The sequence below is a fragment of the Anabaena sp. PCC 7938 genome (genome assembly GCF_049315035.1).
Taxonomy (GTDB): Bacteria; Cyanobacteriota; Cyanobacteriia; order Cyanobacteriales; family Nostocaceae; genus Anabaena; species Anabaena cylindrica.
The window spans coordinates 4,893,987-4,918,199 of sequence record NZ_CP186034.1 but is presented as its reverse complement, the minus strand read 5'-3'; the positions used below and the strand labels follow the sequence as shown (position 1 = coordinate 4,918,199).

Sequence of the window (24,213 nt, the reverse complement as noted above, 5' to 3'; positions counted from 1 at the left end):
GGTTTTTCTCAAAAGACAAAATATTGCATTCGTATTATACGCCTCTAACTTAATCCCAGATTGCTCACAAGAGAAAAAATTATTAATGTTTACTAAGTAGCATTTTGTGCGATATGACTAAGAATAATTACGTATTAGCCCGAATTTTATAATCAAGATACTAGCGCGTTCAGAGCAGATTAATTCACAAAATTGACACCACCAAAAGCTTATGGTTGATTTTACAGTGGCTATCTGTACCTATAACGGAGAAAATCGCATATTAGATGTTCTAGAGAAATTGCGATCGCAAGTTGGGACAGAGGAAATTTCCTGGGAAATACTGATTATTGACAACAATAGCACTGATAACACAGCCGAAGTAGTACAACAGCAACTATCTAATTGGAGTGAAATTTATCCTCTTAAATATTGCTTTGAAGCTAAACAAGGACTCGCTTTTGCTCGAAGATGTGCTATTCGAGCAGCGAAAAGTGATTTAATCGGATTTCTGGATGATGACAATTTACCCTATTCTAACTGGGTAGCAGAGGCTTATAAATTTGGTCAAACTCATGAAAATGCTGGTGCTTATGGGGGACAAATTCATGGGAAATTTGAAGTTGAACCTCCTCCGGGATTTGAAAGAATAGCTCGCTTTTTCGCAATTATAAAAGGCAATCAAACTTATTGCTATAACGAAAAATATCAATCAACTAAAAAAAGAATGTTTCCTCCAGGTGCAGGAATAGTCATTCGTAAAAAAGCCTGGTTAGAAAGTATTCCTGAACATCCTTTGTTGCCACAAACAAATGAAGATTTGGAGATGTTAAATTATATTTGGCAAAAAAATTGGCAGCTATGGTTCAATCCTGAAATGCAATTAGATCATTTGATTCCTAAATCAAGATTTGAGAAGGAATATTTAAGAAACTTTTTCCATCAAAATGGGATATGTCGATATTATTATAGAATGCTGAATTATCAACCTTGGCAAAGACCAATAATAAGTTCAATATACATGATTAGTGATTTCAGTAAAGCAATTGGTTTTTATATTAAAAACAGAAATTCCTTAAAAACAGATATCGTGGCAATTGTAGAAATGGAACTGCTTATAAGTATTGCTCTGAGTCCCTTTTATCATTGGCAACAATCAGTTAAACAATAGAAGACATATACAGTAGAATTCAGGAGTCAGGAGTAAAACTGGCTTCATGTATAGGTTCCAATTTAGATTTTGTACCTCCTAACTACGCAAACTGCTGTAGGAAATTAACATTAACATTTTTTCTAATAAAAATTAGATTAACCTGTTATTTTCCTAGCTTTTAAGAAAAATAATTCCCATGGCAAACAATATTGATTGTCTACTACTTTGTAACCTAAATATTTTTGTATTCCTTTTAATATCTGTCTATCATTAGCATCGTTGATATAAAATAATAATTTGCAAAAGCGAACCATATTTTCTAGAGAGTCAAATTTCCAGTTAAATCCAATCTGTGCAGCGGATAAAACTTGAAAACTAAGAGACTCTAAATCAGCTTTAGTAGTTTCATTTAAAAAATCTCCTTTATGTCCCATCGGATTATATTTGTCAACAAAGATATTTAAAAAATCAGCCACACCTGTTCCTGTAAAAACATCAGCAATACAGAGTATACCTTTGTCTTTTAGTAAACGTAATGACTCTTGATAAAAAGCTTTTTTGTTACTCACATGGTGCAAAGCTGCCAAGCTGATTACTCTATCAATACTTGTTGATTGTAAAGGAATTTCATTCATACTATTGCAAATAATGGTTTGATTAATACCTTTATTTCCATAAAAACTGAGAAACTCGATTGAAGTTTCTACAGAAATTATTTTGTTTTCATATTGAATAAAATTATTTAAATAACCACCACCTGCTGGAATATCGCAAATTATATTTCCCTGGGAGATATCAGCTATGTTAAGTACATGATAAAATTCCTCTTCTCTAGCCAATGGAAAATCTATCATAGCTTGATGATAATATCTAGCTCTCTGGTTAAATATATCTTTGTAATCTTCAAACATTACTTAAAAACCTTTATTTTTGTTTGTAATTTAATACAGTTTTGAAATAATTTATCTTATGTCAATAAATTCTTTTTTAGATATTAGTGTTCTGAGTTGAACTAATCTCTTTTTAAGAGTAGGGGATAAATTATTTTTTAATGTATTTTCTATTTGACTACGCTTGATACATATTTCTGTTGCATTTACCCAGGATTTAGAAATACCAGCTTTTTTTGCTGCTTTTAGAGTGCGTTCTAGTGCATCTAGTTGTCCTCCTGCTTCTACTTGAAGTCTTAATATCTGATTATCTGTAACATCTTGTTCAAAACATGGTGGTAAATCTATGCCTAAAATCCGAAAATTAAGGATAGTCCGAACGCATTTTTCACAACAACAACAATTTCGATCTTTTTGAGATCCTTGCCAACAAACTCTGATGTGTTCCAAAGCTTCTGGCCAATTAACAATTTCTCGAATTTTATCTAAGCGGCTAAAAGCTGCACCATCATGAATAATTTTAAAGGTATTACTTGAGAGCAAGTTGTCTGTAACTGGGTTAGAACCATAGGGAAAAGAAAGTGCATTATAAGGAAATGAACTGGGAATTAAACTCGCTTGAAAACCACGTTGTAATAATCTTACACAAGACCCCAGCGCAGTTGCAAAGGTATCTGTCCATTTAACTTTAATAACTTGGCGAAAATTAGTAGCTAAGGGAATCAATTCTACTCCTAAACTGGATAGCATAATCTTGGATCTTTGGGCTGTACTGTCAAATATTTCTTTCTGACTTAAGGGAATATCAAAACCATGCACCATTAAACCTGCTGTTAAGTTGCGTTGCCATCTTCCACAACTGCCTGTACGATGACGGAACATTGTAAAACAACTGTCAACTCCACCAGAAAATGCCGCAATTACTTGATCTGATGATTGGTTATTAATTTGTTCTTTTTCAACGTCTGCAATAATGTTAATTAAGCTATAATTATTCGGAAGCCAAGAATTCCAAGCTGCTTGAAATTCTGTCAAATTTTGCAGCAAAGATGGAGAAACTTCCCCATGTACAATTAAATCAGTGGACTGGTTCATTGCCATTAAAATAGTTGCCACAACAAAAGGATCACAACTATTGGTAACTAATTCTCTACATTCATAAGGAAGACGATACCAAAGACGAGTACGAGTTTTTTGATGATTTTCAATAGTGATGCTGATAGTAATTGATCCTTCAGCTTCTGTCATTTCTTCCTGCCAAAGATGAGTTTTAGACATTTATTTTACCTGATTTACTTATCTCTAATAGTTCTTTTACCACCGATTCAATTTGGTTAATATCTTTCACAAATCTACAAAATGAGACATTTTTTGTCCATGTTTCATAGAAAGATTCATTCTTATAATAAGCATTAGGTAGAAAAACATGAGGAATGCCTAAGAGAATGCAGAGAATATGTCCATGCAAACGATTTGTAATCACTAGTTGATGTTGCTGTAATTGATAAATTCCACTGTGCAGAAAACTCCATAAAAGTTTGTGCATAAAAGGATTATACATCTGATTAAATTTATCTGTATTAGAATAAAAATATTGCCATTTTTGCCGATATATCCACTCAACTGGAGTCATCAATCCCCTTTGCCAAACTTCTCTTACCGCTTGTGTGGCGAAACGTTTTATACCTCTGTGGCGAACTCCTAACACCCATTCAAAAGAAACCCAATCTTGTACGACTAAATTAGGAATTTTTACAGTATCTATCGAAAATTCTGGATTTAATTCTTTGTCTTTTCTACAGTGATAAAGAATTGATGATTTTGAATTATGATTAGTAGATATACCTGGTAAATTTAGCAATTGAAAAGCCATGTCGGGGGATTTAATAACTCGGCATTTATTAAAAGATTCTTCTGCAATTTTATAGCTACGATCATCACGGACAAATATAGTTAAATTAGGATGAGAATTAAAGATATTTGCTGTTTTTTGGAGATTATCTAGCTTGGCAAAGAAAATACTTTGTGGCAAAATAATAATGGGACGATCTTGATACTTAGCAATAATCTGTTCTCGAAACTGCTGATCAACACGCCACAGATCTCCTAAATTACCTCCTCCCTGAAGGAATATGGGCGCTTTGCCAATTTTGTCTTCCATTATTGTTGGAGAAAAATCTGCGATGCTAGAAGCGTATTTAATTTTTGTTTTTAGTACATCAGTTAGGTATATTACAGTCCCTAGCCAGATCAAATGATCTCCAAAATTTAAATAATCCGGATAGTTCAGCAATGCACATGATTCAAAACTATCTAATTGGCCTAAAGCTTTGTGTAATTCTTCTTTAATTGACTGTGGTGTGATATTTGTCATGACTACCTTTCTGTTTATAATGTAATATTTTTCCAAACTTGAGATATTCAAAAATCAAGATTAATTATTCCCAGATGACATTGGGCATTTCTTTTTGTGGAGTCCTCTAATAGTAATATCTTAGAAATAAATTTCAGCAAGAATAAATACATAGACACTCAGGAATATTACTAATATACTTATATATACATACTAGAAATCTTAGATGTCAATAGGTCAATGTAGGTAAAATTATTCATTCCTGGAAATAATGCGAAAAAATCAGTACAGCCGACTAATTATTGAGAATATAGTCAATAATCTCTAAGCGTATTAAAAGAAAAGATACTCTTTAAATCTTGAATTAAGAATTGCTGACGTGTTAACGTGGCTTTTAGTAAAACCCGTAAAAATTATAAAGCTGAAAAGGATATTAACATAATATGGAAATTTTTCATAAGGGACTCAGAGAGCTATTATTGATTAATCAGTATTTGTCTAATCATAAAATCGGATTTGTCTCTATAGAAAGACCTATTCCTGAATGGTTTAAAAAATTCACTCAAGCGATTCCTAGTTATTCTGTAGGATTACAATTACGGCGTGAATATCGACATTTTTCAATGGGATTACAAGCTTTATCCCTCAAAGATGTTGATAGTATTTATGTCATGGAGATTTATAATCAACATCTTTTAACCCTGTTACCTATGTTGGTATCAACAGGAAAAAAAGTATTTTTAGGTATTCATGGTAATCAGTTATTTGCCCAAGAAAATAAAATAAAATATTGGGGATTTGTTTATCTCAAAAAATTTATAGAATTCAATTCTAAATTTAAAGTAATTCTTTTAGAATTAGATGATGATTATGTTAGCGACAAGTTTAAATTTAGCGTATCTTCTAAAATTGTTATTCCCCATCCTATAATCAGTGAAGCTACCCCGAAATTACCATCAGGAAAAAGATTTAAAGCTGACGAGAAAATTAAAATTGGTATTATAGGAATTATTCGGGAAGATAAGCCTGTTAATAAGATTTTAGAAAAAGTCCGATATTACGTTTCTCAACATTCCCAGCAACTAGAATTAGTTATTGGTACACCTATTAATCAAAAACCCAAATATCTAGAAAATTGTTCAGATATTACTTTTATTGATACCACGAAAGACGAAGATTATTTGCAAGCATTACAACAATTAGATATCTTAGTTACTGATTTTGATCAAGAACGTTATTATTATCGAGCTAGTGGGGTGATAAGTGACGCAGGATCTTGTGGATGTTATATCATTGCCCCAAATTATCCCGTGATTAATCATCAAATTACCTGGCCAGTTTCTATAGGTTCATCCTATTCTAGTTTAGATAATTTAGACCAAGTGATTGAGGAAGCAATTATTCATATTCGAGAAAAAGGTCAGGATAATCATTGGATTTGGCGAGAAAAAAGAAATGCAGAATATATTGCCCAATTACTTTTGCCCAATTTATAATTTTTCTGATAGATACAGATAGATCCCCAATTTTTCAAAGAAATCAGGGAACTGCTTAGGGAACACCAGAAAATAAATTATCCAATCTTGTGGGATGGGCATCCTGCCCGTCCTTGATAATTTGCGGGCTTTTCGTCCTGCACCACAAGAAATTTTTGTACATTTTTTTATTTGGAAGTCCCTTAATATAGCGGTATGCATTTGAATGAAATACATTATAGCCCCCTCATCGCTTGCGGGGAGGGGGTTGGGGGTGGGGTTCTTGTATCTTACTCAACCGAGAACCGCCATAACTAATTTAAAGTCTTCTTTCTACCATCAACATCCGTCGATAAGATAACCATCCACAACCTAACATCATCATTGCAAACACAAATAAAAACCAAAAATGTGATGTAATATCGCCAATTTTATCTCCATTGGCTGAAACTCCTAATAGAGCTTCATTCATGTGATATATCGGGTTATATTTGGCAATGTTTAACAGAGTTTGGGGAAATAATGAAGTTGGTAAAAATGCCCCACCTAAAATTAATAAAGGCACTCCAAAAGCAGCTACCAAAGCATTAACATCTTCAATGCGTCGAGCTAATTGTGTACCCAAAATAAATCCTAAGCCAACATAAGCAATGATACTTAATAAAATTATGATAATTCCTAATAAAATAGAACCTTTAAATGTCGCACCCCAAAAAGCAGCTATGGTATAAACTAACAGCGTTTGTCCGATACCAATGCAGCTATGAGCAAGAAAAATTCCTAAAAAATAAGATGTGCCACTTAAAGGAGAAATAAACAAGCGTTTTAGGGTTTGCTGTTCTCGTTCTGCAACTACAGTAGCCACACTCCCACCTAAACAACTAAAAAACAGTGCTGCGCCTACCAAGGTCGAAGGTGCAGCATTTTCAAAAGCTACAGCCATTGTCAGTTTTGCCCGTTCTGCCAAAATAAATCCGTTGAGAATTAAAATAGAAATTGGAAAAATACTCCAAAAAATTAAGCTGCGTCTACGGCGCAATAGTTCAATTAAGATGCGCTGAGTGACAGCTATAGTTTCACGCCAATATTTCATCTTGATTAGTTGATTTATAGTAGTTTAAGCAATTCTTAAAATTCATCAAAATTATCTAGGTTTTATGCAATTGGCATATTAGTATAGTGCATCAGATGCCAGAATCTTTTGATCATAAAAAATTTATAGGTCTGATATACCCTACAAGAGATATTAAATGTGATACTTATGTAAGTTCTATTATCTTTAACTGTTGCTTAGAGGATGTTTGAAAAATATCAGAATTGGTTGAGATCCCCCCAACCCCCCTTTTTAAGGGGGGCTAAATTCTTCAAAGTCCCCTTTTTTAAGGGGGATTTAGGGGGATCTATAAGTGTGAGATCCCACACGAAAAAGTTTTCAAACATTCTCTTAGATTTGATTGATGTATGCCAAATTGCCTCAAATTGAATTATATAATATCCCAAGTATTTTACACACCTAGTAGCCAATTATTAAATAATGTATTACACTGTCAAGTAATATTGTAATTTATGGGTGCAAATCTTGCAGCTTGATCTGCTGTCAGATCACGAAACTTGTTTTGATGAGTGCGTAATATGCCCACTTTATCCAATTAACTCTTGACAATTTCTGAAATTCTGTCAAAATACATCCCTTAAGGCTGACTAAAAAAATCTGCCCATTTATATCTTTGATTTTACTCTATTGTGCATCGTCAAAAGTTGATTACATAACCAATGAGCCAGATATTTAACTTACCAGAATCATCTACTATTTCTCGTCGTACACTGCTGAAGTTATTTGGTGTAAGTACTATTGTTGGAGCAACAGGATACTCACGTTTTAGTAAGCCAAAACCGTCTATTTTTCAGCCAGATACACTCAATTTACCCCAGAGTTTAAATAGTAATAAAAGCGTCGTTGTAATTGGAGGCGGGTTAGCAGGTTTAGCTTGTGCTTATGAATTAGTTCGGAGGGGATTTGCAGTTACACTTTTAGAAAAGTCTCCCCAACTAGGGGGTAAAATTGCTAGTTGGCAGATAAAAGCTGCTGGTGAAACTTTCATGATGGAACATGGGTTTCATGGCTTTTTTCCTCAGTATTATAACCTAAATAATGTTGTATCTGAACTGGGGGTTAAGGATAATTTTCAGTCATTAAATTATTATTCGGTTGTTTACCGAGGTTCCCAATATCAACCAGAAGTTTTTCGCCCTAGTAGTTCTGCTTTTCCTTGGAATATTATAGATTTAGCGATCGCATCTCCCAATCGCTTAAAATGGGGTATCAACCTCACTAAAATCAAGCATTTACAAGTCTTTCAGGCGATTACAGGTTTCCAGCGAGAAAAAAATTATCGGCGTTTTGATCATCTTTCTGTTGCTGATTGGGTAAAAACAGAATTTCCCCAAGGTTTATATGATTTATATTTTTTACCTTTTGCCAAATCTAGTTTAAATGCACCTGATACCATGAGTGTAGGAGAATTGATGCAGTTCTTCCATTTTTACTTTTTTGGCAATCCTGAAGGACTGGCTTTTAATGGGACAAAAGACGATATGGGGACAAGTTTAGTCCAACCTATCGCTCAAGCAATTCAGCAACAAGGTAAAATTATCACAGGTGCAACTGTGAGTGAAATAGTTGCTAATAACAATCAAATTGCAGAAATTAAATATTATGTAGGCAACAATAATAATAATGTCCCTTTTTGGGTAAAGCGCAACTCTATTGTTAGTGATAGTAAAATAGAATATTTTGGTGCGGCTGATGAAGTATTTGCTTGCCTAAATGGTAGTCAGGAAGCTATTTCTCTCACTTGTACCCATCAAGGTTGTACTGTACAAATAGCAACAGATGGTCAATTTCATTGTCCTTGTCATGGTGCTGTATTTACATCTGAAGGTAAAGTAGTGAAAGGCCCTGCTCAAAGAGATTTATCTAAGTTTAGAGTTGTAGAAAGACAGAATGATAATTTGCAATTATTAGCAGTTAATCAAGAGTCATCATCACCAGAGATAATTACGGCTGATTATTATGTTTTAGCGACTGATGTACCGGGAGTACAACAACTATTTAAACGCATGACTGGGGATGTAGATCAAAAAGTGCGATCGCAAATTGAAAAGCTGAGTATTGCTGATCCCTTTGCTGTGTGCCGTTTCTGGTTTGATCAGGACTTTGAATGGGAACATAGTAACTTTACTTCTTTATCTGGCTACCGATTAACTGACAGCATTACCCTTTATCACCGTATTCAAAAACAATTCATTGATTGGTCACAACGCACTGGTGGTAGTGTGGTAGAATTACACGCTTATTGTTACAAAGAAAAAGAGTTCCCTAACCAAGAAGCTTTATTAAATACTTTTGAACAAGAACTTTATGATATTGTTCCTGAATTAAAACAAGCAAAAGTGCTACATCAGGAATTAGTTAATCAACATAACTTCTCTGGATATCCACCTAATAGTTATGCAGATCGTCCAGAAAGTAGCACAAATGTGACTAACTTATTATTCGCTGGTGATTGGGTAAAAATGCCCTTTCCTTGTGGTTTAATGGAACGGGCTGTTAGTAGTGGGTTGCTGGCTGCGAATGAAATTTTACATCGTGAAGGTTTGCAGCGTCGGCCGCTTTTAACAGTAAATCCAGAGGGATTATTACAAATTTAATCAATAACTTTTGCCATTATGAGAGAAGTACTAAAGATAGCGATTATCGGTTGAGTGAGGTACAAAACGCTAACCCCCTCATCACTTGCCTACGGTGTACACACAAGTACTATCTGCGAGGGTTTTAGGCGTTATAGACACCTTGAATTGTCATTACGAGCGGAGCGAAGTAATCACATCATCCCGTGGTTTTTGCGATTGCTTCGTCGTTCCTCCTCTCTACGAGACGCTAACGAGATCGCAATAACAGGCATCCAGAGCGATCGCACCACCTCAAGCTAGATGACAAAACCAAGTACTAGTAGAAATTTTAAGACTTGTGTGTACACCGTAGCCCCTTACCAAGGGGAGGGGTCTATAATGTACCTCATATGATAAGGAAACGCTTTAAAGAAGAATTCAGAAGTCAGAATGCAATCAGTGGAGAATACCCTGCGGGAAGTCAGCTACAGAACCGCCACTGATTTGGCGTTCCCGAAGGGTAGACCACTAAATTTTCAATTTGGTTGAATAGGTAATGATAGAAAACGAAGCCACACTAATCACAGATGCAGTATCAATTCAATATCAATATATTGCTAACCTGCTATTTGTACTGTTAACATTTATCTTGCTATGGGTGATTCTGAATTTTTTAATTAATCGCAAACAGATAGGTAATTTATTAATCAAACTTCCTCTGCGTGGACAAGGGATGCTTATATTTTTATATAGCAATTTCATGTTTATAATATTATATCCTATTCTTAATAAAGTACAGCTATTTATGTATCCTTTAGAAAGTATGACAAGGATACTTTTTGTTAGCTATTTCTTACTAAGACTATTTATGAATAATCCTCCCACAATCCGAGAAAAAGGGATTTTGACTGCTGGAGGTTTTGCTACGTGGGAAAAGATTAGGTATTATAAATGGACTGTGAATCCAATGAAACCGGATGACTATATTTTGATTATCAGCACTGGTATGTGTTTTGGGGATATATGGCGCTTAACGATTAATACCCCACAAAGAGAGAGTATAGATACTGTTTTAAAAGAGTATCTAATTTTAGAAAAATGAGCGTTAATTATTAATATTCTGCAAGTATTCACCTAAATTTAAACCAATCACACCGACAATTATTAAAAATATGGACATAACTTTGATGAGTGTGAAAGATTCACGAAACCAGACAATACCAATACTAGTAATTAAGATGGTACCAAATCCAGACCAAATAGCATAAACGACACTAACTTCAATTTTTCGGAGAGAAAGTGTCAAAAAAGTTAAACAAAGTCCATAGGATACAAATATTAAGATGGAAGGAACTATTTTAGTAAATTCTTCGGACAATTTCATACAAGTTGTACCGCAGACTTCAAAAATAATTGCTATCATGAGATAAAGCCAACTGCTTAACATATAGGACTCCCATTTGATTTTTGAACAAGACTCAGTAGATATCAATTCTGTCTTTCCTGTTAAGAGTTCCCTGACCACACAATTAAATATGCCTACGGCACGCTACCGCGAACAGGAATCAAACCGGATTCCTATAGCTATTATAAATTGTTACTTTGCAGCATTAGGGTTATTTGATTATCTCTATAAAACTAAAAAATTGCTATAAGCATAAAATCTTATGTCATTATTTCGATATATTTATGCCAGTTATTCTGCACATAATAATGACATCAATTGAATTATCAACCTTCATTTGCGTTCAATTATTCTTGATATTTCAATTCTATAGCAATCCTAAATGATTTATGAACAGGGAACATAATGAAGCAGCTTGGGAAAATCAAATAATCTTATTTTGGTTCGATTCCTTGTTAGACATCTTCTCAACTCCTATTTTTGAGAACGACTATTCATGTTGATGCGATCGCTCAATTGACGTAAAGTTTGAATTAAACTCCTGTCTGTCTCTTGCAATTGGGTAATCTTCTCGCAACTATACATCACTGTTGTATGGTCTTTACCACCAAACTCCTCACCGATTCTCGGTAAACTTAAACCCGTAAGCTGTCGCATTAAATACATCCCTATTTGTCTAGCCCAGCTAATTTCTCGTCTGCGGGAATTACTTTTTAAGTCTTCAATCGAAATATCAAAACTCTCCGCTATCACCTTTAAAATCACATCTGGTGTTACTTCTAGTTTTTGGTTAGAAGTTCCTAACACTGGGGTAATATTTTCCACAGTCATTGCTAAACCCCAAATGGAAATATAAGCTAAAGCCCGAATTAAAGCTCCTTCCAATTCCCGAATATTAGAAGTATAATTACAAGCAATATATTCAATTACATCTTTAGGTAAACGAATATTTTCATACTCAGCTTTTTTCTGTAAAATAGCCATTCTAGTTTCTAAATCAGGGGATTGAATATCTGCAATCAACCCCATCGAAAACCTTGAACAAAGCCGTTCTTGCAAACTAGGAATCTGATTAGGAGGACGGTCAGAAGCAATGACAACTTGTTTCCCAGACTCATGTAAAGTATTAAAAGTATGAAAGAACTCTTCTTGAGTGTATTCCTTACCTTCCAGAAACTGAATATCATCAACCAACAAAACATCAGCAGCCCGATAATGCTCCCGAAAAATTTGCATACTATCATTACGAATAGCAGTAATTAAATCATTCGTAAACTGCTCAGTCGAAACATAAAATATTTTAGAATTAGGATAAATTTCCCAACGATAATTACCAATAGCTTGCATTAAGTGAGTTTTACCCAAACCCACACCACCACATAAAAATAAAGGATTAAATTCCCTGCCTGGATATTCTGCTACTGCCAAAGAAGCCGCATGAGCCATACGATTATTAGCACCAACCACAAACCTTGAAAAAACATACTTCGGATTTAACTCTGTAGTTTTTTGTTGATTTTTAGATACATTGGTGAAAATAGGATTAACCGCTGGCAATTCCCAAGCCACTTCTTGTTTACCTAACTGAGAAACTTCATCACCTTGAGCAACAGTAATGTAAATTTCTACTGGATAACCCAAAATATCTTGCACCACATGAGCGATCGTATTGATGTAATACTTCTGAAGCCAATTTCGGGCAAAAGGGTTAGGAGTACGGATAACTAAGCAATTATTTTCTAGTTGTTCTGCACTAGCAGTTTTGATCCAGGTTTCAAAGGTGGGACGAGATAGCTCTAGCTGTAAACGCTCTAGCACCTGACTCCACAGACTGTCAATGGGAATTTCCATCATCTACCACCTTTGCTGCTAATCGTCACAATAGAAGATATGAGCAAGCAATAATTTGACTTTAAACTGTAATTAATCTGGTATAGACCAGGTAGCCAATATCTTACCACCCAGTGACTAACACGGAGAGAAAAGTACACATGAAGACAAAAAATCATAACCTAGCGCAACAAGGAAGAGGATGGATGCTAATCACTGGGTTAGCAGTAGTAGTGCTGAGTGGCTGTTCTAGTTTGAATAGCAGGACTTTAGAGGCTGAACAAAATATTACTCAAGCCCAAAATACAACTACACCTGCTTCAGTATTTGCACCCCCTCCTATCATCGCTGCCACAGGTGATCCTAATTTTGTAGTTGGAGTAGTACAAAAAGTGGGCGGTGCAGTGGTTCGCATTGATTCTGCCAGAACCATCACATCTCGAGTACCAGAACAATTTTCAGATCCATTTTTTCGCAGGTTTGACAGAGTACCACAGGCAAGAGAAAGGGTAGAAAGGGGTAGTGGTTCTGGATTTATTATTAATTCCTCCGGTCAAATTTTGACTAATTCCCACGTAGTCGATGGTGCTGACCAAGTTACAGTTACACTCAAAGACGGTCGAACTTTTGATGGTAAAGTCTTAGGAGAAGACCCAGTTACAGATGTAGCAGTAATTAAAATTGAAGCCAATAATCTACCAACTCTAGCTTTAGGCAATTCCAATGTGTTGCAACCAGGAGAAGCTGTAATTGCCATTGGTAATCCTTTAGGTTTAAATAATACAGTTACATCTGGAATTATTAGTGCTACAGATCGTTCTAGTAGTGCTATTGGTGCTAGTGATAAGCGTGTGGATTATTTACAAACAGATGCAGCAATTAACCCTGGTAACTCTGGCGGACCATTGCTAAATATTCGTGGTGAAGTGATCGGCATGAACACAGCAATTATCCAAGGCGCTCAAGGTTTAGGATTTGCAATTCCCATTAATACTGTGCAGAAGATTTCTCAAGAATTAATTGCTACTGGTAAAGTAGATCATCCATATTTAGGCGTGGAAATGATAACATTAACACCAGAAATCAAGGAAAGAATTCTTAGTAGATCTCGCGGACGTGTGAATTTAGTTGCCGAGCAAGGAGTTTTATTAATTAATATAGTGTCTAACTCGCCGGCTGCAATTGGTGGACTCAGACCAGGGGATGTAATTAAAACCATTAATAACCAACCTATTAATAAAATAGAGGAAGTTCAAAAGCTTGTGGAAAATACCAAAGTTGGTAATCCTCTCCAAATCCAAGTAGAACGTGATGGAAAAGTGGCTCAATTAATAGTTAAGCCTGCCCCTTTACCAATGCGGACTGAGAATTAACTTTTTTATTAATCTTGCATTTACCATTACTTAAATAATTTTTTCTTCCATGATTGAAACAGTACCAATTATTCAATTAGGCAATCCGATATTACGCCAAAAAGCAGTTTGGGTAGAAGATATTCATGGTGAGCATATCCAAAAACTCATTGATGATTTAATAGCTACTGTTTCTCAGGCTAATGGTGTAGGAATTGCTGCACCCCAAGTTGCTGAATCCTATCGGTTATTTATTGTCGCTTCCCGTCCTAATTCCAGATATCCTGATGCACCAGAAATGGAACCAACAGCGATGATTAATCCAAAAATTATTGCCCATTCAACTGAAGTTGTGAAAGGTTGGGAAGGTTGTTTAAGTATTCCTGGAATTAGAGGTTTAGTTCCTAGATATCAGGAAATTGAAATTGAATATACTGACCGCAATTGTCAGATACAAAAGCAAGAATTATCAGATTTTATCGCTCGTATTTTTCAACATGAGTATGATCATCTGGAAGGGAAAGTATTTTTAGATAGAGTAGAATCTACTTATGAATTGATGACTGAGACTGAATATCAAAAGCAGATATAAGAATCATGTTTGATTTTTGAAATATTACGTAGGTTAGGTAAAGTCCTTGCGGGTATGGCTACGCTTAGGGCGACAGCTTAACCTACTAAACTTTTGATAATGGTGCGTTACGGATAATATCTAATAGCAATTATCAGAAAAAATGCTGAAATTTGGTGCTGCGAGAGTTTATCCTGAGTTTAAGCACCTTTGCCAACATTAATTATGAAGAAGCTGATTAATCAACCAGAAGACTTTGTTAGGGAAAGTCTAGCAGGAATGGCTGTGGCTCATGCTGATTTAATCAAGGTAAATTATGAGCCGGCTTTTATCTATCGCGCTGATGCACCAGTACGGGGAAAGGTAGCAATTATTTCTGGTGGTGGTAGCGGTCATGAACCTATGCACACTGGTTTTGTGGGAATGGGAATGCTTGATGCTGCTTGTCCGGGGGAAGTTTTTACTTCACCGACTCCTGACCAAATGTTAGCAGCAGCGCAGCAGGTAGATGGTGGTGCGGGTATTATTTATATTGTTAAAAATTACAGCGGTGATTTGATGAATTTTGAAATGGCGACGGAGTTAGCCAGAGGTGAAGGTATCCGCACGCTAAATATTATGATTGATGATGATGTGGCGGTGAAGGATAGTCTGTATACCCAAGGTAGAAGGGGTGTGGGGACAACGGTGTTGGCAGAAAAGATTTGTGGAGCAGCAGCAGCACAGGGTTATGATTTGCGGCAGGTGGCAGATTTGTGTAGAAGGGTAAATCTGCATGGGCGTAGTGTGGGTGTGGCGCTGAGTTCTTGTACTGTGCCGGCGAAGGGGACACCGACTTTTGCTTTGGCGGATAATGAGATAGAATTAGGGATTGGGATTCATGGGGAACCAGGGAGAGCAAGGGTTTCTATGAAGTCAGGGGATGAGATTACAGAAATTTTAGTGGCATCGCTCATTGATGATCTTCCCTATGGTCGCACAGTCCGGGAGTGGAATGAAGTCACAGATGGGTGGGTAGATGTGGAACTGTTAAATAAACCCCTGCAAAAAGGCGATCGCATTCTGGCATTTGTTAACAGTATGGGTGGGACTCCTATTTCTGAACTCTATATTGTCTACCGCAAACTGGCAGAAATTTGTGAAATGGCAGGATTGCAAATTGTGCGAAGTCTAATTGGCCCCTACATCACATCCTTAGAAATGCAAGGTTGCTCTATCACTCTGCTGAAGTTAGATGATGAGATGCTCAGATTATGGGATGCACCAGTAAAAACACCGAGTTTACGCTGGGGAGTGTGAAATGGTTAATCAGGTGCAGATTGTTGAATGGTTATATGTGTTTGCTTCTGTAATTGAGCATCATAAGGAAGATTTGACAGAGTTAGATGCCGCTATCGGTGATGCTGATCATGGGATCAATATGGATCGTGGTTTTAAAAAGGTCAGCAGTATTTTACCGAGTATTGCAGGTAAAGATATCAGCAGCATTTTCAAAAATGTCAGTATGACTTTAATTTCCAGTATCGGAGGTGCAAGTGGTCCTCTGTATGGAACTTGGTTTTTAAGAGCTAGTTCTGCTACTGCTGGAAAGCAAGAATTAACTCAAGAAGATATGTTGAAGTTACTTCAATCTGGTTTGGATGGAGTGATTGAGCGGGGTAAGACGCAGTTGGGAGATAAGACGATGGTGGATGTACTCTCTCCGGCTGTGGTGGCTTTTGAACAAGCTGTAGGCCAAGGTATGGGAACTGTGGAAGCTTTACAAATGGCAGTTGCTGCGGCTGAACAAGGTTTGAAGGCAACTATACCTATGTTAGCAAAGAAGGGTAGAGCGAGTTATTTGGGCGATCGCAGTATAGGACATCAAGATCCCGGTGGCACTTCTGCTTATTGGATGTTGCGGAGTTTGTTAGAAGTACTCAAAGGCTCTAATACAATTCGTAATTCGTAATTCGTAATTCGTAATTCGTAATTCGTAATTCGTAATTCGTAATTCGTAATTCGTAATTCGTAATTATCTTCTTTGTTTCCCTGTCAACTCCAATAACTTAACACTGGCGTAAAGTGCATCAATATGGGGCGTAGGTGTTTGCGTGAGTTTACCTAGTTCTACCACTGCACCTGCGATCGCTTCTATTTCTGTTGGTCGTCCAGCTTCGATATCTTGTAACATAGATGTTTTATGAGCGCCAACTTTTTCTGCACCGTTAATTCGCTGTTCTAAGCTGATGCCAAATTTAACACCTAGCTTTTCAGCTATAGTTTGCGCTTCTAACATCATTTGTCGTGCTAGTTCTCGGCTGTGAGAATATTGGGCAATGGCTTCTAGGGTTGCACCAGTTAAGGCACTAATGGGATTAAATGCAATATTTCCCCATAATTTTATCCATATTTCTGTTCTAATTTGATTACGTACAGGGGCTTTAAATCCTGCTTTCTTCAAGGCTTGGGCTAATAATTGGATACGTTCAGTTTTAGAACCGTCGATTTCTCCGAGTGTAAATCTTTCCCCTTCCAGATGCTGAATTACTCCCGGTTCTACTATTTCCGCAGCAGGATAGACAACACAGCCAATCACCCTATCAATATCAATGTTGTTTTCAATAATACCATCTGGATCAAGAGAATTTAGACGTGTTCCTTTATATTCCCCACCATGTTTGCAGAAATACCACCAAGGAATACCATTTTGAGCAGTGACTACCATTGTTTGCTCATGATATAGATGGTGAAGAGAGGGAGCGATAGCACTTACACTATTAGCTTTAATTGCTAAAATCACTACATCCTGTGATTCAACTGCTGTAAAATCACTAGTAGCTAAAACCGGGTTAGCAACCTGGCTAGAACCATCAGCTAATATGATTTTCAGTCCATTTTTTTGAATTGCTTCTAAATGGGAACCGCGAGCAATTAAAGTTACCTCTTCGCCACTTAAAACTAACTTAGCACCGAGATAACCACCAATCGCACCAGCACCAACAATACAGATTTTCATAACAGCAATAACTAAAATTATGTAAAAATTGAAAATGTCTGAATCAGGATTTTCAGGATTAAAGGATTTACAAGATGTTTATTTACCTTTATTGTGTGAAACCTAATTGAAAAAAATACTCAAAATGATTAGAAACTTTACTTTTAATTGATGAAAAAACTAAGTTCTAAGCCTCTCCCCGTCTACGAGGAGAGGTTTGGAGAGGGGTTCCATATTTGGTTAAATTATGAAATATTTGCAGTATAGTCACAATCTTCATTCAGACCAACATTTATGTTATCCAATATTCAACAATTTCGCCATTGATAAACGCTGTAATTTACCCGTAGCACCACGAGGTAAAGCTTCTAAAATGTGAATTTGTTTAGGTACTTTAAAATCTGCTAATGTATTTGAGCAGTGTTGCTTAAGTTCCTTTTCACTAACTTCTAATTTTAGAACAACAGCAGCATGAATTTCTTCACCTAAACTGTTGTGAGGTATAGCAAAAGCTAAAGCTTCAGCAACAGCAGGATGACGTAATAAAACATTATCTACTTCTAAAGGTGAAATTTTTTCCCCACCCCGGTTAATTAATTCCTTAATTCTCCCAGTTAAACGCAGATATCCATCAGCATCTATTATTCCTTGATCTCCGGTACGAAACCAACCATTTACAAAAGCAGTCGCGTTAGCATCTGGGTTATTTTCATAACCATCAATCACATTTGCACCCTTTACTACTACTTCACCCAAACTACCTTGATTTAACAAATTACCTTCATCATCCATAATTCGCACATCTACATTAAAACCATAACCCACAGTTCCCGGTTTACGAATTTTTGGTGGTAAGGGATTTGTTGTCATTAAGTGGGCAGCTTCTGTCATACTGTAAGATTCTAAAACGGGAGAATTTAAAGTTTTCTCCATTTGTTCAATGATAACTGGTGCTAAAGATGCACTACTAGAACGAATGAAACGAAAGGGGTTCCTTTTAACAATTTCTTGATTACGAATTGCCCGTGCTAGAATTGTTTGATGCATGGTAGGGGCAGCGGAATACCAAGTGGGTTTGTAGGTTTCTACCAGTTTCCAAAATTCCAAAGCATTAAAACCATGAGGACAAATTAAAGTCCCTCCTGATGCGAGGGTTGCTAATAAACATCCTATCAATCCATGAATATGGAAAAGTGGCATTAAACAAAGTGTAATATCAGTAGATGTGAGCGAATAAGCAGAAATTATATTATTGGCGGAAGCGATTAAGTTACGATGACGAATAGGTACACGTTTAGGACGGCTGGTAGTACCACTAGTATGTAAAATCATCGCTATATCATCAGCATTAGGAGGTTCAGAATTTATTGTTGCTGTCGATGTTGGTTTAACTAATTCAAAGTTTAAAGTTCCGTTATTATTGATTTTGGCATTAATTAACATCATATCGGATGTAACTGCTGCTATTGCTGCTTCTGGAGTTTCCGATAATGTAATTAATGCTTTAGCTTGAGTATCTTCGTAATAAAAAGCAAATTCTTCTTGTTTATATTTAGGATTTAATGGTGCAGCAGTTCCACATAAAGCGGATGCTAAAAAAGTAATAGCCATTGGGACACCATTAGTCATGGCGATGGCGATACGATCTCCTTTTTTTAACCCAAAGCTATGCAGTTGAGATGTTAACTCAGTTATATTGTCACGTAACTGCTGATAAGTAATTATAGATCCATCAGGAGTGATTAAGGCTGAATGATTGTTTTCTTTTGTTAAAAGATTAAATAAATTCATGGTTATTAGGTATTAATTATTAAACATTGAAAAAAGTCTTTGTTCTGCCCTATTACCTATCTCTTGTTACCTGTTATCGATATTCTAAAGCTAAAGCAATGGCGATAAACAATATTTTAAGCCTTTAAGCAGAAACTTACGCCGATTTGATTTTAGTCCGATAGGGTATTCCTCACATATATAGTCATTTTATAAGAAAAGAGAGTTAAAGGTCTTTCTAGAAGTTATATAGCAATTCCCAGTCTCATGAAATACACCCCACCCCCGCTATCGCGCACCCTCCCCTTAGCAAGGGTAGGGTTGGGTAATTTTGTATATCACGCCTAGTGGGAAACGCTATATATTAATAATGTGAGGGTTCAGGATACAAAATGTTTGATATGGCAGGAAACTCTTAACAGTGAGAAGGAGAAATTTTCTTCTTCCTTTTTCTTTGTTCCTCCTGACTCCTGAATTATTACGTAATAATTTATTCAAATTGTTATTCTCAGAACTTACGCAAGATGTGACCGAAAACCTGATTCTTCCGTAGCGGTAATTCATGAATTATTGCTACTTTCGTTGTGTTATGCGTAAGTCCTAATTCTGAGAGATAATTAAGTTGATAGATACAAGATATTTTTTATGAGTACATCCCAAACATTACAACAGTTAAATGCAAAATGGATAACACCAGAAAATTTTCAACGTTATGGACAATTGATATTTCCTAGTGGAGACGGAAAAGCTTTTGATGCTGAGGATGCACAGTTAAATCTGCAAAATGGCATTCCTCGCTTTTATATTATGCGATTGTCTAAAAATGGGCATAAGTTCCACAAAATTACTCGTCATATTCAATGTACTCAATGTTTAGGTTCTTTGGAAGGAAAAGATTGGTTAATGGGAGTTTGTCCACCTGATAATGCAATTAATGAACCTGTGTTAGCAGAACTTGCTGCTTTCCGTATTCCGGGAAATTGTTTTATTAAGTTAGAAGTGGGAACTTGGCACGCAGGGCCATATTTTGAACATGAGTTTGTGGATTTTTATAATTTAGAGTTGAGTGATACAAATGTTGTAGATCATTTCACTCATGATTTTCTCAAAAGTCATCAATTACAGTTTGAAATGATTTACAGCAGAATTCAGGAGTCAGGAGTCAGGAGTCAGGAGTAAAACTGACTTGGTGTCTAGGTTTCAATTTAGATTCTGTACCTCATTGATCTGCAATCTGCTGTATTAGGAAGAAGATGATAGTAAGAAAGATATTGATATAGCGGTTCTCGGTTGAGTGAGATACAACAACCCAACCCCCTCCCCGCAAGCGATGAAGGGGCTATAATGTGTTTCATTCACGTGCATACCGCCATAGCATTTCTCGGTTAAGTTGAGTTACAAGAACCGTAAGCGAGGAGGGGACTATGATGTCTCTCCCTCATCACCTCTCTCACCTTTATCGACAAACTTCTACAAGGGTGTTGGTAAAGTTGGGATAGGAAATAGCAGCAGCTTCGGCACGGTGAATGGTGGTTGTACCAGTGGCGTTGAGAGATGCGATCGCTAAACTCATAGCTATACGATGATCTGTATGGCTATCTACGTCAGTTCCCACTAGGGGAGTACCACCAATAATTTCCATCCCATCGGGTAATTCGGTAATTTTAGCGCCCATTTGATTGAGTTGTTGCGCCATCACAGTAATGCGATCGCTCTCTTTGACTCGCAACTCGGCTGCATCCCTAATAATGGTTGTCCCTTCAGCAAAAACCGCAGCTACTGCCAAAATGGGAATTTCATCAATTAATCTCGGTATAATATCTCCCTCAATGGTGCAGCTTTTTAACCGACTCGAACGCACCCGCAAATCAGCAACCGGTTCCCCAGCTACTTCGCGCTGATTTTCTAGCTGGATATCTGCTCCCATCATGGCTAAAGCTGCTAAAATCCCTGTGCGCGTGGGGTTCACACCGACATTTTCCACCAGTAAATCTGAACCGGGAACAATAGATCCAGCAACTAACCAAAAGGCTGCTGAACTAATATCACCGGGAACAACAACTTTTTGACCGTATAATTTAGCATTACCCATCACAGTCACACTGTGGGTTTCCGGGTCTATACTTAATTCTGCCCCAAAAGCCCTTAACATTCGCTCACTGTGATCCCGTGATAAAGCCGGTTCGGTGACGGTAGTTTTACCCTCGGTGTTTAAACCTGCCAGGAGAATACAGGATTTAACTTGAGCCGAAGCAATGGGAGAATGATAGTGAATGGGTTTGAGTGCTTGTCCTTGAATCGCTAAAGGTGCTAAAGAGTTACCTTTGCGTCCCCAGATTTGTGCGGTCATTTGTTGCAAAGGTTTGACAACACGGGACATAGGACGCGATCGCAAGGAATCGTCACCTGTAACCGTAAAAAAACGCCCTGGATGGGAAGCTAACAGCCCTAACATCAATCTGATGGTTGTCCCAGAGTTACCCGCATTCAACACATCAACAGGTTCTTGAAAATTGCCCAAACCAATACCTTTTACCCGGACAAACTCTGTATTTAATTCCGAAATTTCTGCACCTAGCAATCGAAAACAGCTAGCAGTGCTGCGGGGGTCTTCTCCCAACAGGAGTCCTTCAATCTGGGTTTCACCTTCTGCGATCGCACCCAACATAAGAGCGCGGTGGGAAATTGACTTATCCCCAGGAACCCGAATACTACCCTGGAGGGACAGCATTGAAGGGGAACGCTGAATAATTAACTTATGAGCAGCGTTTTCTTGATTTTCTACGGTTATAACAGCAGCCGACATTAGGATACACTGGCTTTTGAATAAACTAGAAGCTTTTGGGTGACTTGATCTGCTGCCACTTGTAACTTCCTCCCTAGTATCCTATCGCTTTTTGTAGCCATCAACTTAATTTAAAGTCAGTATCCGCTCGAATAAGCATCATTTTTCTTTTTTAGCTCCCCATCCCGCCTTTCTGCATCCTGATTTGTCTAGATTAACAAATCAGTAGATTCAGTTAATATTGAACAGGCTTGACTCTTTAGTTGCTTAAACTAATCTTCTAGTAGGCTACGGCGAAAATAACTATCCAGTGAAAAAAAGTTTATCTTCCCTCCTACCTCCTGCATCGTTGTCTCCTTGTAGTGTTCATTTGATTTTATTTAATTGCTTATAGCACTTATCGCTCCCATGCTTACTCATCACCGCAAACCCGTGTGCTTATCAATTATTTCCACTGACTTGCCAGTCTGGTCTGTGGTTGAAACTGCCGGAACATTGTATCAAAAAGATACTGACCGATTTCATTTACTATTGACTGCGCCACCTTTAATTAGCTGTGAAGTAGGAAGTTTTATCAATCCAGAAGAGAACCTTCCTAAAACCATAAACAATCCTGATCTTCCCAGCAGTCCCAGAATTTTGTGGTTGGAAATATCTCCCTATCGCGTCATCATGACTATGCAAGGTAATAGTCAAGTGAGTTACCGTCATTTTTGGGAACAGGGCGTTTATGGCGTTAGTCGTTATTGGTTGCCCGCTGACTCATTACAACCGCACAAGCCACTTCGTTTACGTAATTTTACCAGAAATTTGCACCTCAGTGGAAAAACCTTACCAGAGCATTTGCGGCTAGAGTACGAATTATGGTCAGAAAAAGTCCAACTGGGAAGCTACATCCTCAATTTAGAAATTCACCACTAAGTAGGTTGGCGTTAAAAATTGTCGTTTATCTCGTTCCTAGTCTCTGACTAGGAGTGCTATTAAAGAGGCTCTGCCTCCTTCAATGATAATTAGGTTCATTTCCAGCTTTCCATTTAATATTGCAACCCACGCTTGGCTTTTGTTCACTTGAAACTGGTTGATCAGCCAAAACTGCTTCAATAGCTGCTCGTAAATCTGCACCTGTTACCGGTTTGTTATTACTGGGACGACTATCATCCAATTGTCCCCGATAAACTAGTTTATTTTCACTATCAAATAGAAAAAAATCTGGTGTACAAGCTGCTGTATAAGCTTTTGCTGTTGCTTGTGTTTCGTCGTAGCAGAATGGAAACTTAAATCCCAGTTCGGTAGCCATTACTTTCAATGATTCTGGTGCATCATTGGGGTAATTTTCAGCGTCATTGGCACTAATAGCAACAATACCTAAATTACTGTTGAAGTAATCTTGTCCTAATTGCGCCAACTCTTTTTGTATATGCTTTACAAATGGACAATGCTGACAAATAAACATGACTAGCAATGCTTTTTTGTTAGCAAAGTTAGTCAGTGAAATTGTTTCCCCAGATACTACTTCTGATAGATGAAAATCTGGTGCTTTAGTTCCTAGTTGTAACATTGTTGAAGCAGTTAAAACCATAGATACCCCCTTGCTGAATGTTTACGACGTATCATTAAATTTTGCCAAAAATCCCCAAAATTAAAGACGGAAATTTTCCCGTCTCTCTTATTTTATAAATTGTTATGTAAGCAAATTTACACTTATGTTTAGAGGCTGGACAAAAGGCCGAATACACCATGTCCTGTGAATACTTCTAATGCTATCAAAGATATAAAACCGATCATGGCCAACCGACCATTGAGTAGTTCTGAATATTTGGTAAATCCTGTTCTATTGCCCTGCTCGTCTATGTATACCTTTGGTTCAACCGCAAAGTTATTCATTTTGCCTTGGTCGTCTTTAATAGCACCGCTTGTACGCATTAGTTTATTTTCCTGATTCCTTCTATGTTAATAAATGTAACATTAAAATTAATATTTGTAAAGTATTTTCATCTGGGA

General features: G+C 36.9%; 21 protein-coding genes. 10 read left to right on the top strand and 11 right to left on the bottom strand.

Annotated features, from left to right (window positions below):
- Positions 1–211: 211 nt before the first annotated feature.
- The gene (hpsE, locus tag ACOWPH_RS22200; RefSeq protein WP_015212282.1) at positions 212–1,150 is read left to right on the top strand and encodes a hormogonium polysaccharide biosynthesis glycosyltransferase HpsE; all 939 of its coding nucleotides are present in this window, start codon (positions 212–214) and stop codon (positions 1,148–1,150) included.
- 137 nt (positions 1,151–1,287) lie between these two features.
- Here hpsE and ACOWPH_RS22195 read toward each other — a convergent pair whose 3' ends face one another.
- From ACOWPH_RS22195 to ACOWPH_RS22185, 3 genes are read right to left on the bottom strand one after another with little or no spacing between them, the layout of a single operon-like run.
- On the bottom strand, positions 1,288–2,043 hold the full coding sequence (locus ACOWPH_RS22195) for a class I SAM-dependent methyltransferase (protein WP_015212281.1): 756 nt from the start codon (positions 2,041–2,043) through the stop codon (positions 1,288–1,290).
- Between the two features lie 51 nt (positions 2,044–2,094).
- Entirely contained in the window at positions 2,095–3,300 is a 1,206-nt protein-coding gene (locus tag ACOWPH_RS22190) for a hypothetical protein (protein WP_015212280.1), read from the bottom strand.
- Entirely contained in the window at positions 3,293–4,396 is a 1,104-nt protein-coding gene (locus tag ACOWPH_RS22185) for a polysaccharide pyruvyl transferase family protein (RefSeq protein ID WP_015212279.1), read from the bottom strand. Before ACOWPH_RS22185 ends, ACOWPH_RS22190 begins: the two co-directional genes overlap by 8 nt.
- 422 nt (positions 4,397–4,818) lie before the next feature.
- On the opposite strand from ACOWPH_RS22185, the gene ACOWPH_RS22180 reads away from it, so the two are divergent.
- Entirely contained in the window at positions 4,819–5,871 is a 1,053-nt protein-coding gene (locus tag ACOWPH_RS22180) for a hypothetical protein (RefSeq protein WP_015212278.1), read from the top strand.
- A 298-nt stretch (positions 5,872–6,169) separates the two neighbouring features.
- Here ACOWPH_RS22180 and ACOWPH_RS22175 read toward each other — a convergent pair whose 3' ends face one another.
- Positions 6,170–6,943, bottom strand: coding sequence for an ABC transporter permease (locus ACOWPH_RS22175; RefSeq protein WP_015212277.1), 774 nt, complete (start codon positions 6,941–6,943; stop codon positions 6,170–6,172).
- A 680-nt stretch (positions 6,944–7,623) separates the two neighbouring features.
- Here ACOWPH_RS22175 and ACOWPH_RS22170 point away from each other — a divergent pair.
- Together ACOWPH_RS22170 and ACOWPH_RS22165 are read left to right on the top strand one after the other, a co-directional pair.
- On the top strand, positions 7,624–9,561 hold the full coding sequence (locus tag ACOWPH_RS22170) for an FAD-dependent oxidoreductase (RefSeq protein ID WP_015212276.1): 1,938 nt from the start codon (positions 7,624–7,626) through the stop codon (positions 9,559–9,561).
- Between the two features lie 517 nt (positions 9,562–10,078).
- On the top strand, positions 10,079–10,624 hold the full coding sequence (locus tag ACOWPH_RS22165) for a DUF5673 domain-containing protein (protein ID WP_015212275.1): 546 nt from the start codon (positions 10,079–10,081) through the stop codon (positions 10,622–10,624).
- Between the two features lie 3 nt (positions 10,625–10,627).
- Here ACOWPH_RS22165 and ACOWPH_RS22160 read toward each other — a convergent pair whose 3' ends face one another.
- Positions 10,628–10,969, bottom strand: coding sequence for a DMT family transporter (locus ACOWPH_RS22160; protein WP_015212274.1), 342 nt, complete (start codon positions 10,967–10,969; stop codon positions 10,628–10,630).
- A gap of 432 nt (positions 10,970–11,401) precedes the next feature.
- Positions 11,402–12,778 carry a chromosomal replication initiator protein DnaA gene (gene dnaA / locus ACOWPH_RS22155; protein ID WP_015212273.1) on the bottom strand — a complete coding sequence of 459 codons (1,377 nt, stop codon included), beginning with the start codon at positions 12,776–12,778 and terminating at the stop codon, positions 11,402–11,404.
- A 140-nt stretch (positions 12,779–12,918) separates the two neighbouring features.
- Between dnaA and ACOWPH_RS22150 the strand changes: the two genes are divergently transcribed.
- From ACOWPH_RS22150 to dhaL, 4 genes are all read left to right on the top strand, one after another.
- On the top strand, positions 12,919–14,130 hold the full coding sequence (locus ACOWPH_RS22150; protein WP_015217547.1) for an HhoA/HhoB/HtrA family serine endopeptidase: 1,212 nt from the start codon (positions 12,919–12,921) through the stop codon (positions 14,128–14,130).
- A 49-nt stretch (positions 14,131–14,179) separates the two neighbouring features.
- Positions 14,180–14,701 (top strand): peptide deformylase, encoded by a 522-nt coding sequence (gene def, locus ACOWPH_RS22145; RefSeq protein ID WP_015217546.1) that lies wholly within the window; start codon positions 14,180–14,182, stop codon positions 14,699–14,701.
- 204 nt (positions 14,702–14,905) lie between these two features.
- Complete coding sequence (dhaK, locus tag ACOWPH_RS22140) at positions 14,906–15,979, top strand: dihydroxyacetone kinase subunit DhaK (RefSeq protein WP_015217545.1); 1,074 nt, start codon at positions 14,906–14,908, stop codon at positions 15,977–15,979.
- A gap of 1 nt (position 15,980) precedes the next feature.
- Positions 15,981–16,631 carry a dihydroxyacetone kinase subunit DhaL gene (gene dhaL / locus ACOWPH_RS22135; RefSeq protein ID WP_015217544.1) on the top strand — a complete coding sequence of 217 codons (651 nt, stop codon included), beginning with the start codon at positions 15,981–15,983 and terminating at the stop codon, positions 16,629–16,631.
- Between the two features lie 63 nt (positions 16,632–16,694).
- Here dhaL and ACOWPH_RS22130 read toward each other — a convergent pair whose 3' ends face one another.
- Together ACOWPH_RS22130 and ACOWPH_RS22125 are read right to left on the bottom strand one after the other, a co-directional pair.
- Positions 16,695–17,678, bottom strand: a complete 984-nt coding sequence (locus ACOWPH_RS22130) for a 2-dehydropantoate 2-reductase (protein WP_015217543.1) — start codon at positions 17,676–17,678, stop codon at positions 16,695–16,697.
- Positions 17,679–17,954: 276 nt separating this feature from the next.
- Positions 17,955–19,448 carry an acyl--CoA ligase gene (locus ACOWPH_RS22125; protein ID WP_015217542.1) on the bottom strand — a complete coding sequence of 498 codons (1,494 nt, stop codon included), beginning with the start codon at positions 19,446–19,448 and terminating at the stop codon, positions 17,955–17,957.
- Positions 19,449–20,072: 624 nt separating this feature from the next.
- Here ACOWPH_RS22125 and ACOWPH_RS22120 point away from each other — a divergent pair.
- On the top strand, positions 20,073–20,606 hold the full coding sequence (locus ACOWPH_RS22120; RefSeq protein ID WP_015217541.1) for an ureidoglycolate lyase: 534 nt from the start codon (positions 20,073–20,075) through the stop codon (positions 20,604–20,606).
- A 277-nt stretch (positions 20,607–20,883) separates the two neighbouring features.
- Here ACOWPH_RS22120 and aroA read toward each other — a convergent pair whose 3' ends face one another.
- Positions 20,884–22,233, bottom strand: a complete 1,350-nt coding sequence (gene aroA / locus ACOWPH_RS22115; RefSeq protein ID WP_015217540.1) for a 3-phosphoshikimate 1-carboxyvinyltransferase — start codon at positions 22,231–22,233, stop codon at positions 20,884–20,886.
- A gap of 387 nt (positions 22,234–22,620) precedes the next feature.
- Here aroA and ACOWPH_RS22110 point away from each other — a divergent pair, with 387 nt between their 5' ends.
- Positions 22,621–23,133 carry a hypothetical protein gene (locus ACOWPH_RS22110; RefSeq protein WP_015217539.1) on the top strand — a complete coding sequence of 171 codons (513 nt, stop codon included), beginning with the start codon at positions 22,621–22,623 and terminating at the stop codon, positions 23,131–23,133.
- A gap of 79 nt (positions 23,134–23,212) precedes the next feature.
- Here ACOWPH_RS22110 and ACOWPH_RS22105 read toward each other — a convergent pair whose 3' ends face one another.
- Positions 23,213–23,791 carry a thioredoxin family protein gene (locus ACOWPH_RS22105; protein ID WP_015217538.1) on the bottom strand — a complete coding sequence of 193 codons (579 nt, stop codon included), beginning with the start codon at positions 23,789–23,791 and terminating at the stop codon, positions 23,213–23,215.
- Positions 23,792–23,919: 128 nt separating this feature from the next.
- Positions 23,920–24,135 carry a chlorophyll a/b-binding protein gene (locus ACOWPH_RS22100; RefSeq protein ID WP_015217537.1) on the bottom strand — a complete coding sequence of 72 codons (216 nt, stop codon included), beginning with the start codon at positions 24,133–24,135 and terminating at the stop codon, positions 23,920–23,922.
- Between the last annotated feature and the right edge of the window lie 78 nt (positions 24,136–24,213).

Excerpts from the sequence above, each read along its gene's own strand:
- ACOWPH_RS22160 (WP_015212274.1), bottom strand. The coding sequence starts at position 10,969 with ATGTTAAGCAGTTGGCTTTATCTCATGATAGCAATTATTTTTGAAGTC.
- def (WP_015217546.1), top strand. The coding sequence starts at position 14,180 with ATGATTGAAACAGTACCAATTATTCAATTAGGCAATCCGATATTACGC.
- dhaK (WP_015217545.1), top strand. The coding sequence starts at position 14,906 with ATGAAGAAGCTGATTAATCAACCAGAAGACTTTGTTAGGGAAAGTCTA.
- ACOWPH_RS22125 (WP_015217542.1), bottom strand. The coding sequence starts at position 19,448 with ATGAATTTATTTAATCTTTTAACAAAAGAAAACAATCATTCAGCCTTA.
- ACOWPH_RS22180 (WP_015212278.1), top strand. The coding sequence starts at position 4,819 with ATGGAAATTTTTCATAAGGGACTCAGAGAGCTATTATTGATTAATCAG.
- ACOWPH_RS22170 (WP_015212276.1), top strand. The coding sequence starts at position 7,624 with ATGAGCCAGATATTTAACTTACCAGAATCATCTACTATTTCTCGTCGT.
- ACOWPH_RS22150 (WP_015217547.1), top strand. The coding sequence starts at position 12,919 with ATGAAGACAAAAAATCATAACCTAGCGCAACAAGGAAGAGGATGGATG.
- ACOWPH_RS22185 (WP_015212279.1), bottom strand. The coding sequence starts at position 4,396 with ATGACAAATATCACACCACAGTCAATTAAAGAAGAATTACACAAAGCT.
- dnaA (WP_015212273.1), bottom strand. The coding sequence starts at position 12,778 with ATGGAAATTCCCATTGACAGTCTGTGGAGTCAGGTGCTAGAGCGTTTA.
- aroA (WP_015217540.1), bottom strand. The coding sequence starts at position 22,233 with ATGTCGGCTGCTGTTATAACCGTAGAAAATCAAGAAAACGCTGCTCAT.
- ACOWPH_RS22190 (WP_015212280.1), bottom strand. The coding sequence starts at position 3,300 with ATGTCTAAAACTCATCTTTGGCAGGAAGAAATGACAGAAGCTGAAGGA.
- ACOWPH_RS22175 (WP_015212277.1), bottom strand. The coding sequence starts at position 6,943 with ATGAAATATTGGCGTGAAACTATAGCTGTCACTCAGCGCATCTTAATT.
- hpsE (WP_015212282.1), top strand. The coding sequence starts at position 212 with ATGGTTGATTTTACAGTGGCTATCTGTACCTATAACGGAGAAAATCGC.
- ACOWPH_RS22105 (WP_015217538.1), bottom strand. The coding sequence starts at position 23,791 with ATGGTTTTAACTGCTTCAACAATGTTACAACTAGGAACTAAAGCACCA.
- dhaL (WP_015217544.1), top strand. The coding sequence starts at position 15,981 with ATGGTTAATCAGGTGCAGATTGTTGAATGGTTATATGTGTTTGCTTCT.
- ACOWPH_RS22195 (WP_015212281.1), bottom strand. The coding sequence starts at position 2,043 with ATGTTTGAAGATTACAAAGATATATTTAACCAGAGAGCTAGATATTAT.
- ACOWPH_RS22165 (WP_015212275.1), top strand. The coding sequence starts at position 10,079 with ATGATAGAAAACGAAGCCACACTAATCACAGATGCAGTATCAATTCAA.
- ACOWPH_RS22100 (WP_015217537.1), bottom strand. The coding sequence starts at position 24,135 with ATGCGTACAAGCGGTGCTATTAAAGACGACCAAGGCAAAATGAATAAC.
- ACOWPH_RS22110 (WP_015217539.1), top strand. The coding sequence starts at position 22,621 with ATGCTTACTCATCACCGCAAACCCGTGTGCTTATCAATTATTTCCACT.
- ACOWPH_RS22120 (WP_015217541.1), top strand. The coding sequence starts at position 20,073 with ATGAGTACATCCCAAACATTACAACAGTTAAATGCAAAATGGATAACA.
- ACOWPH_RS22130 (WP_015217543.1), bottom strand. The coding sequence starts at position 17,678 with ATGAAAATCTGTATTGTTGGTGCTGGTGCGATTGGTGGTTATCTCGGT.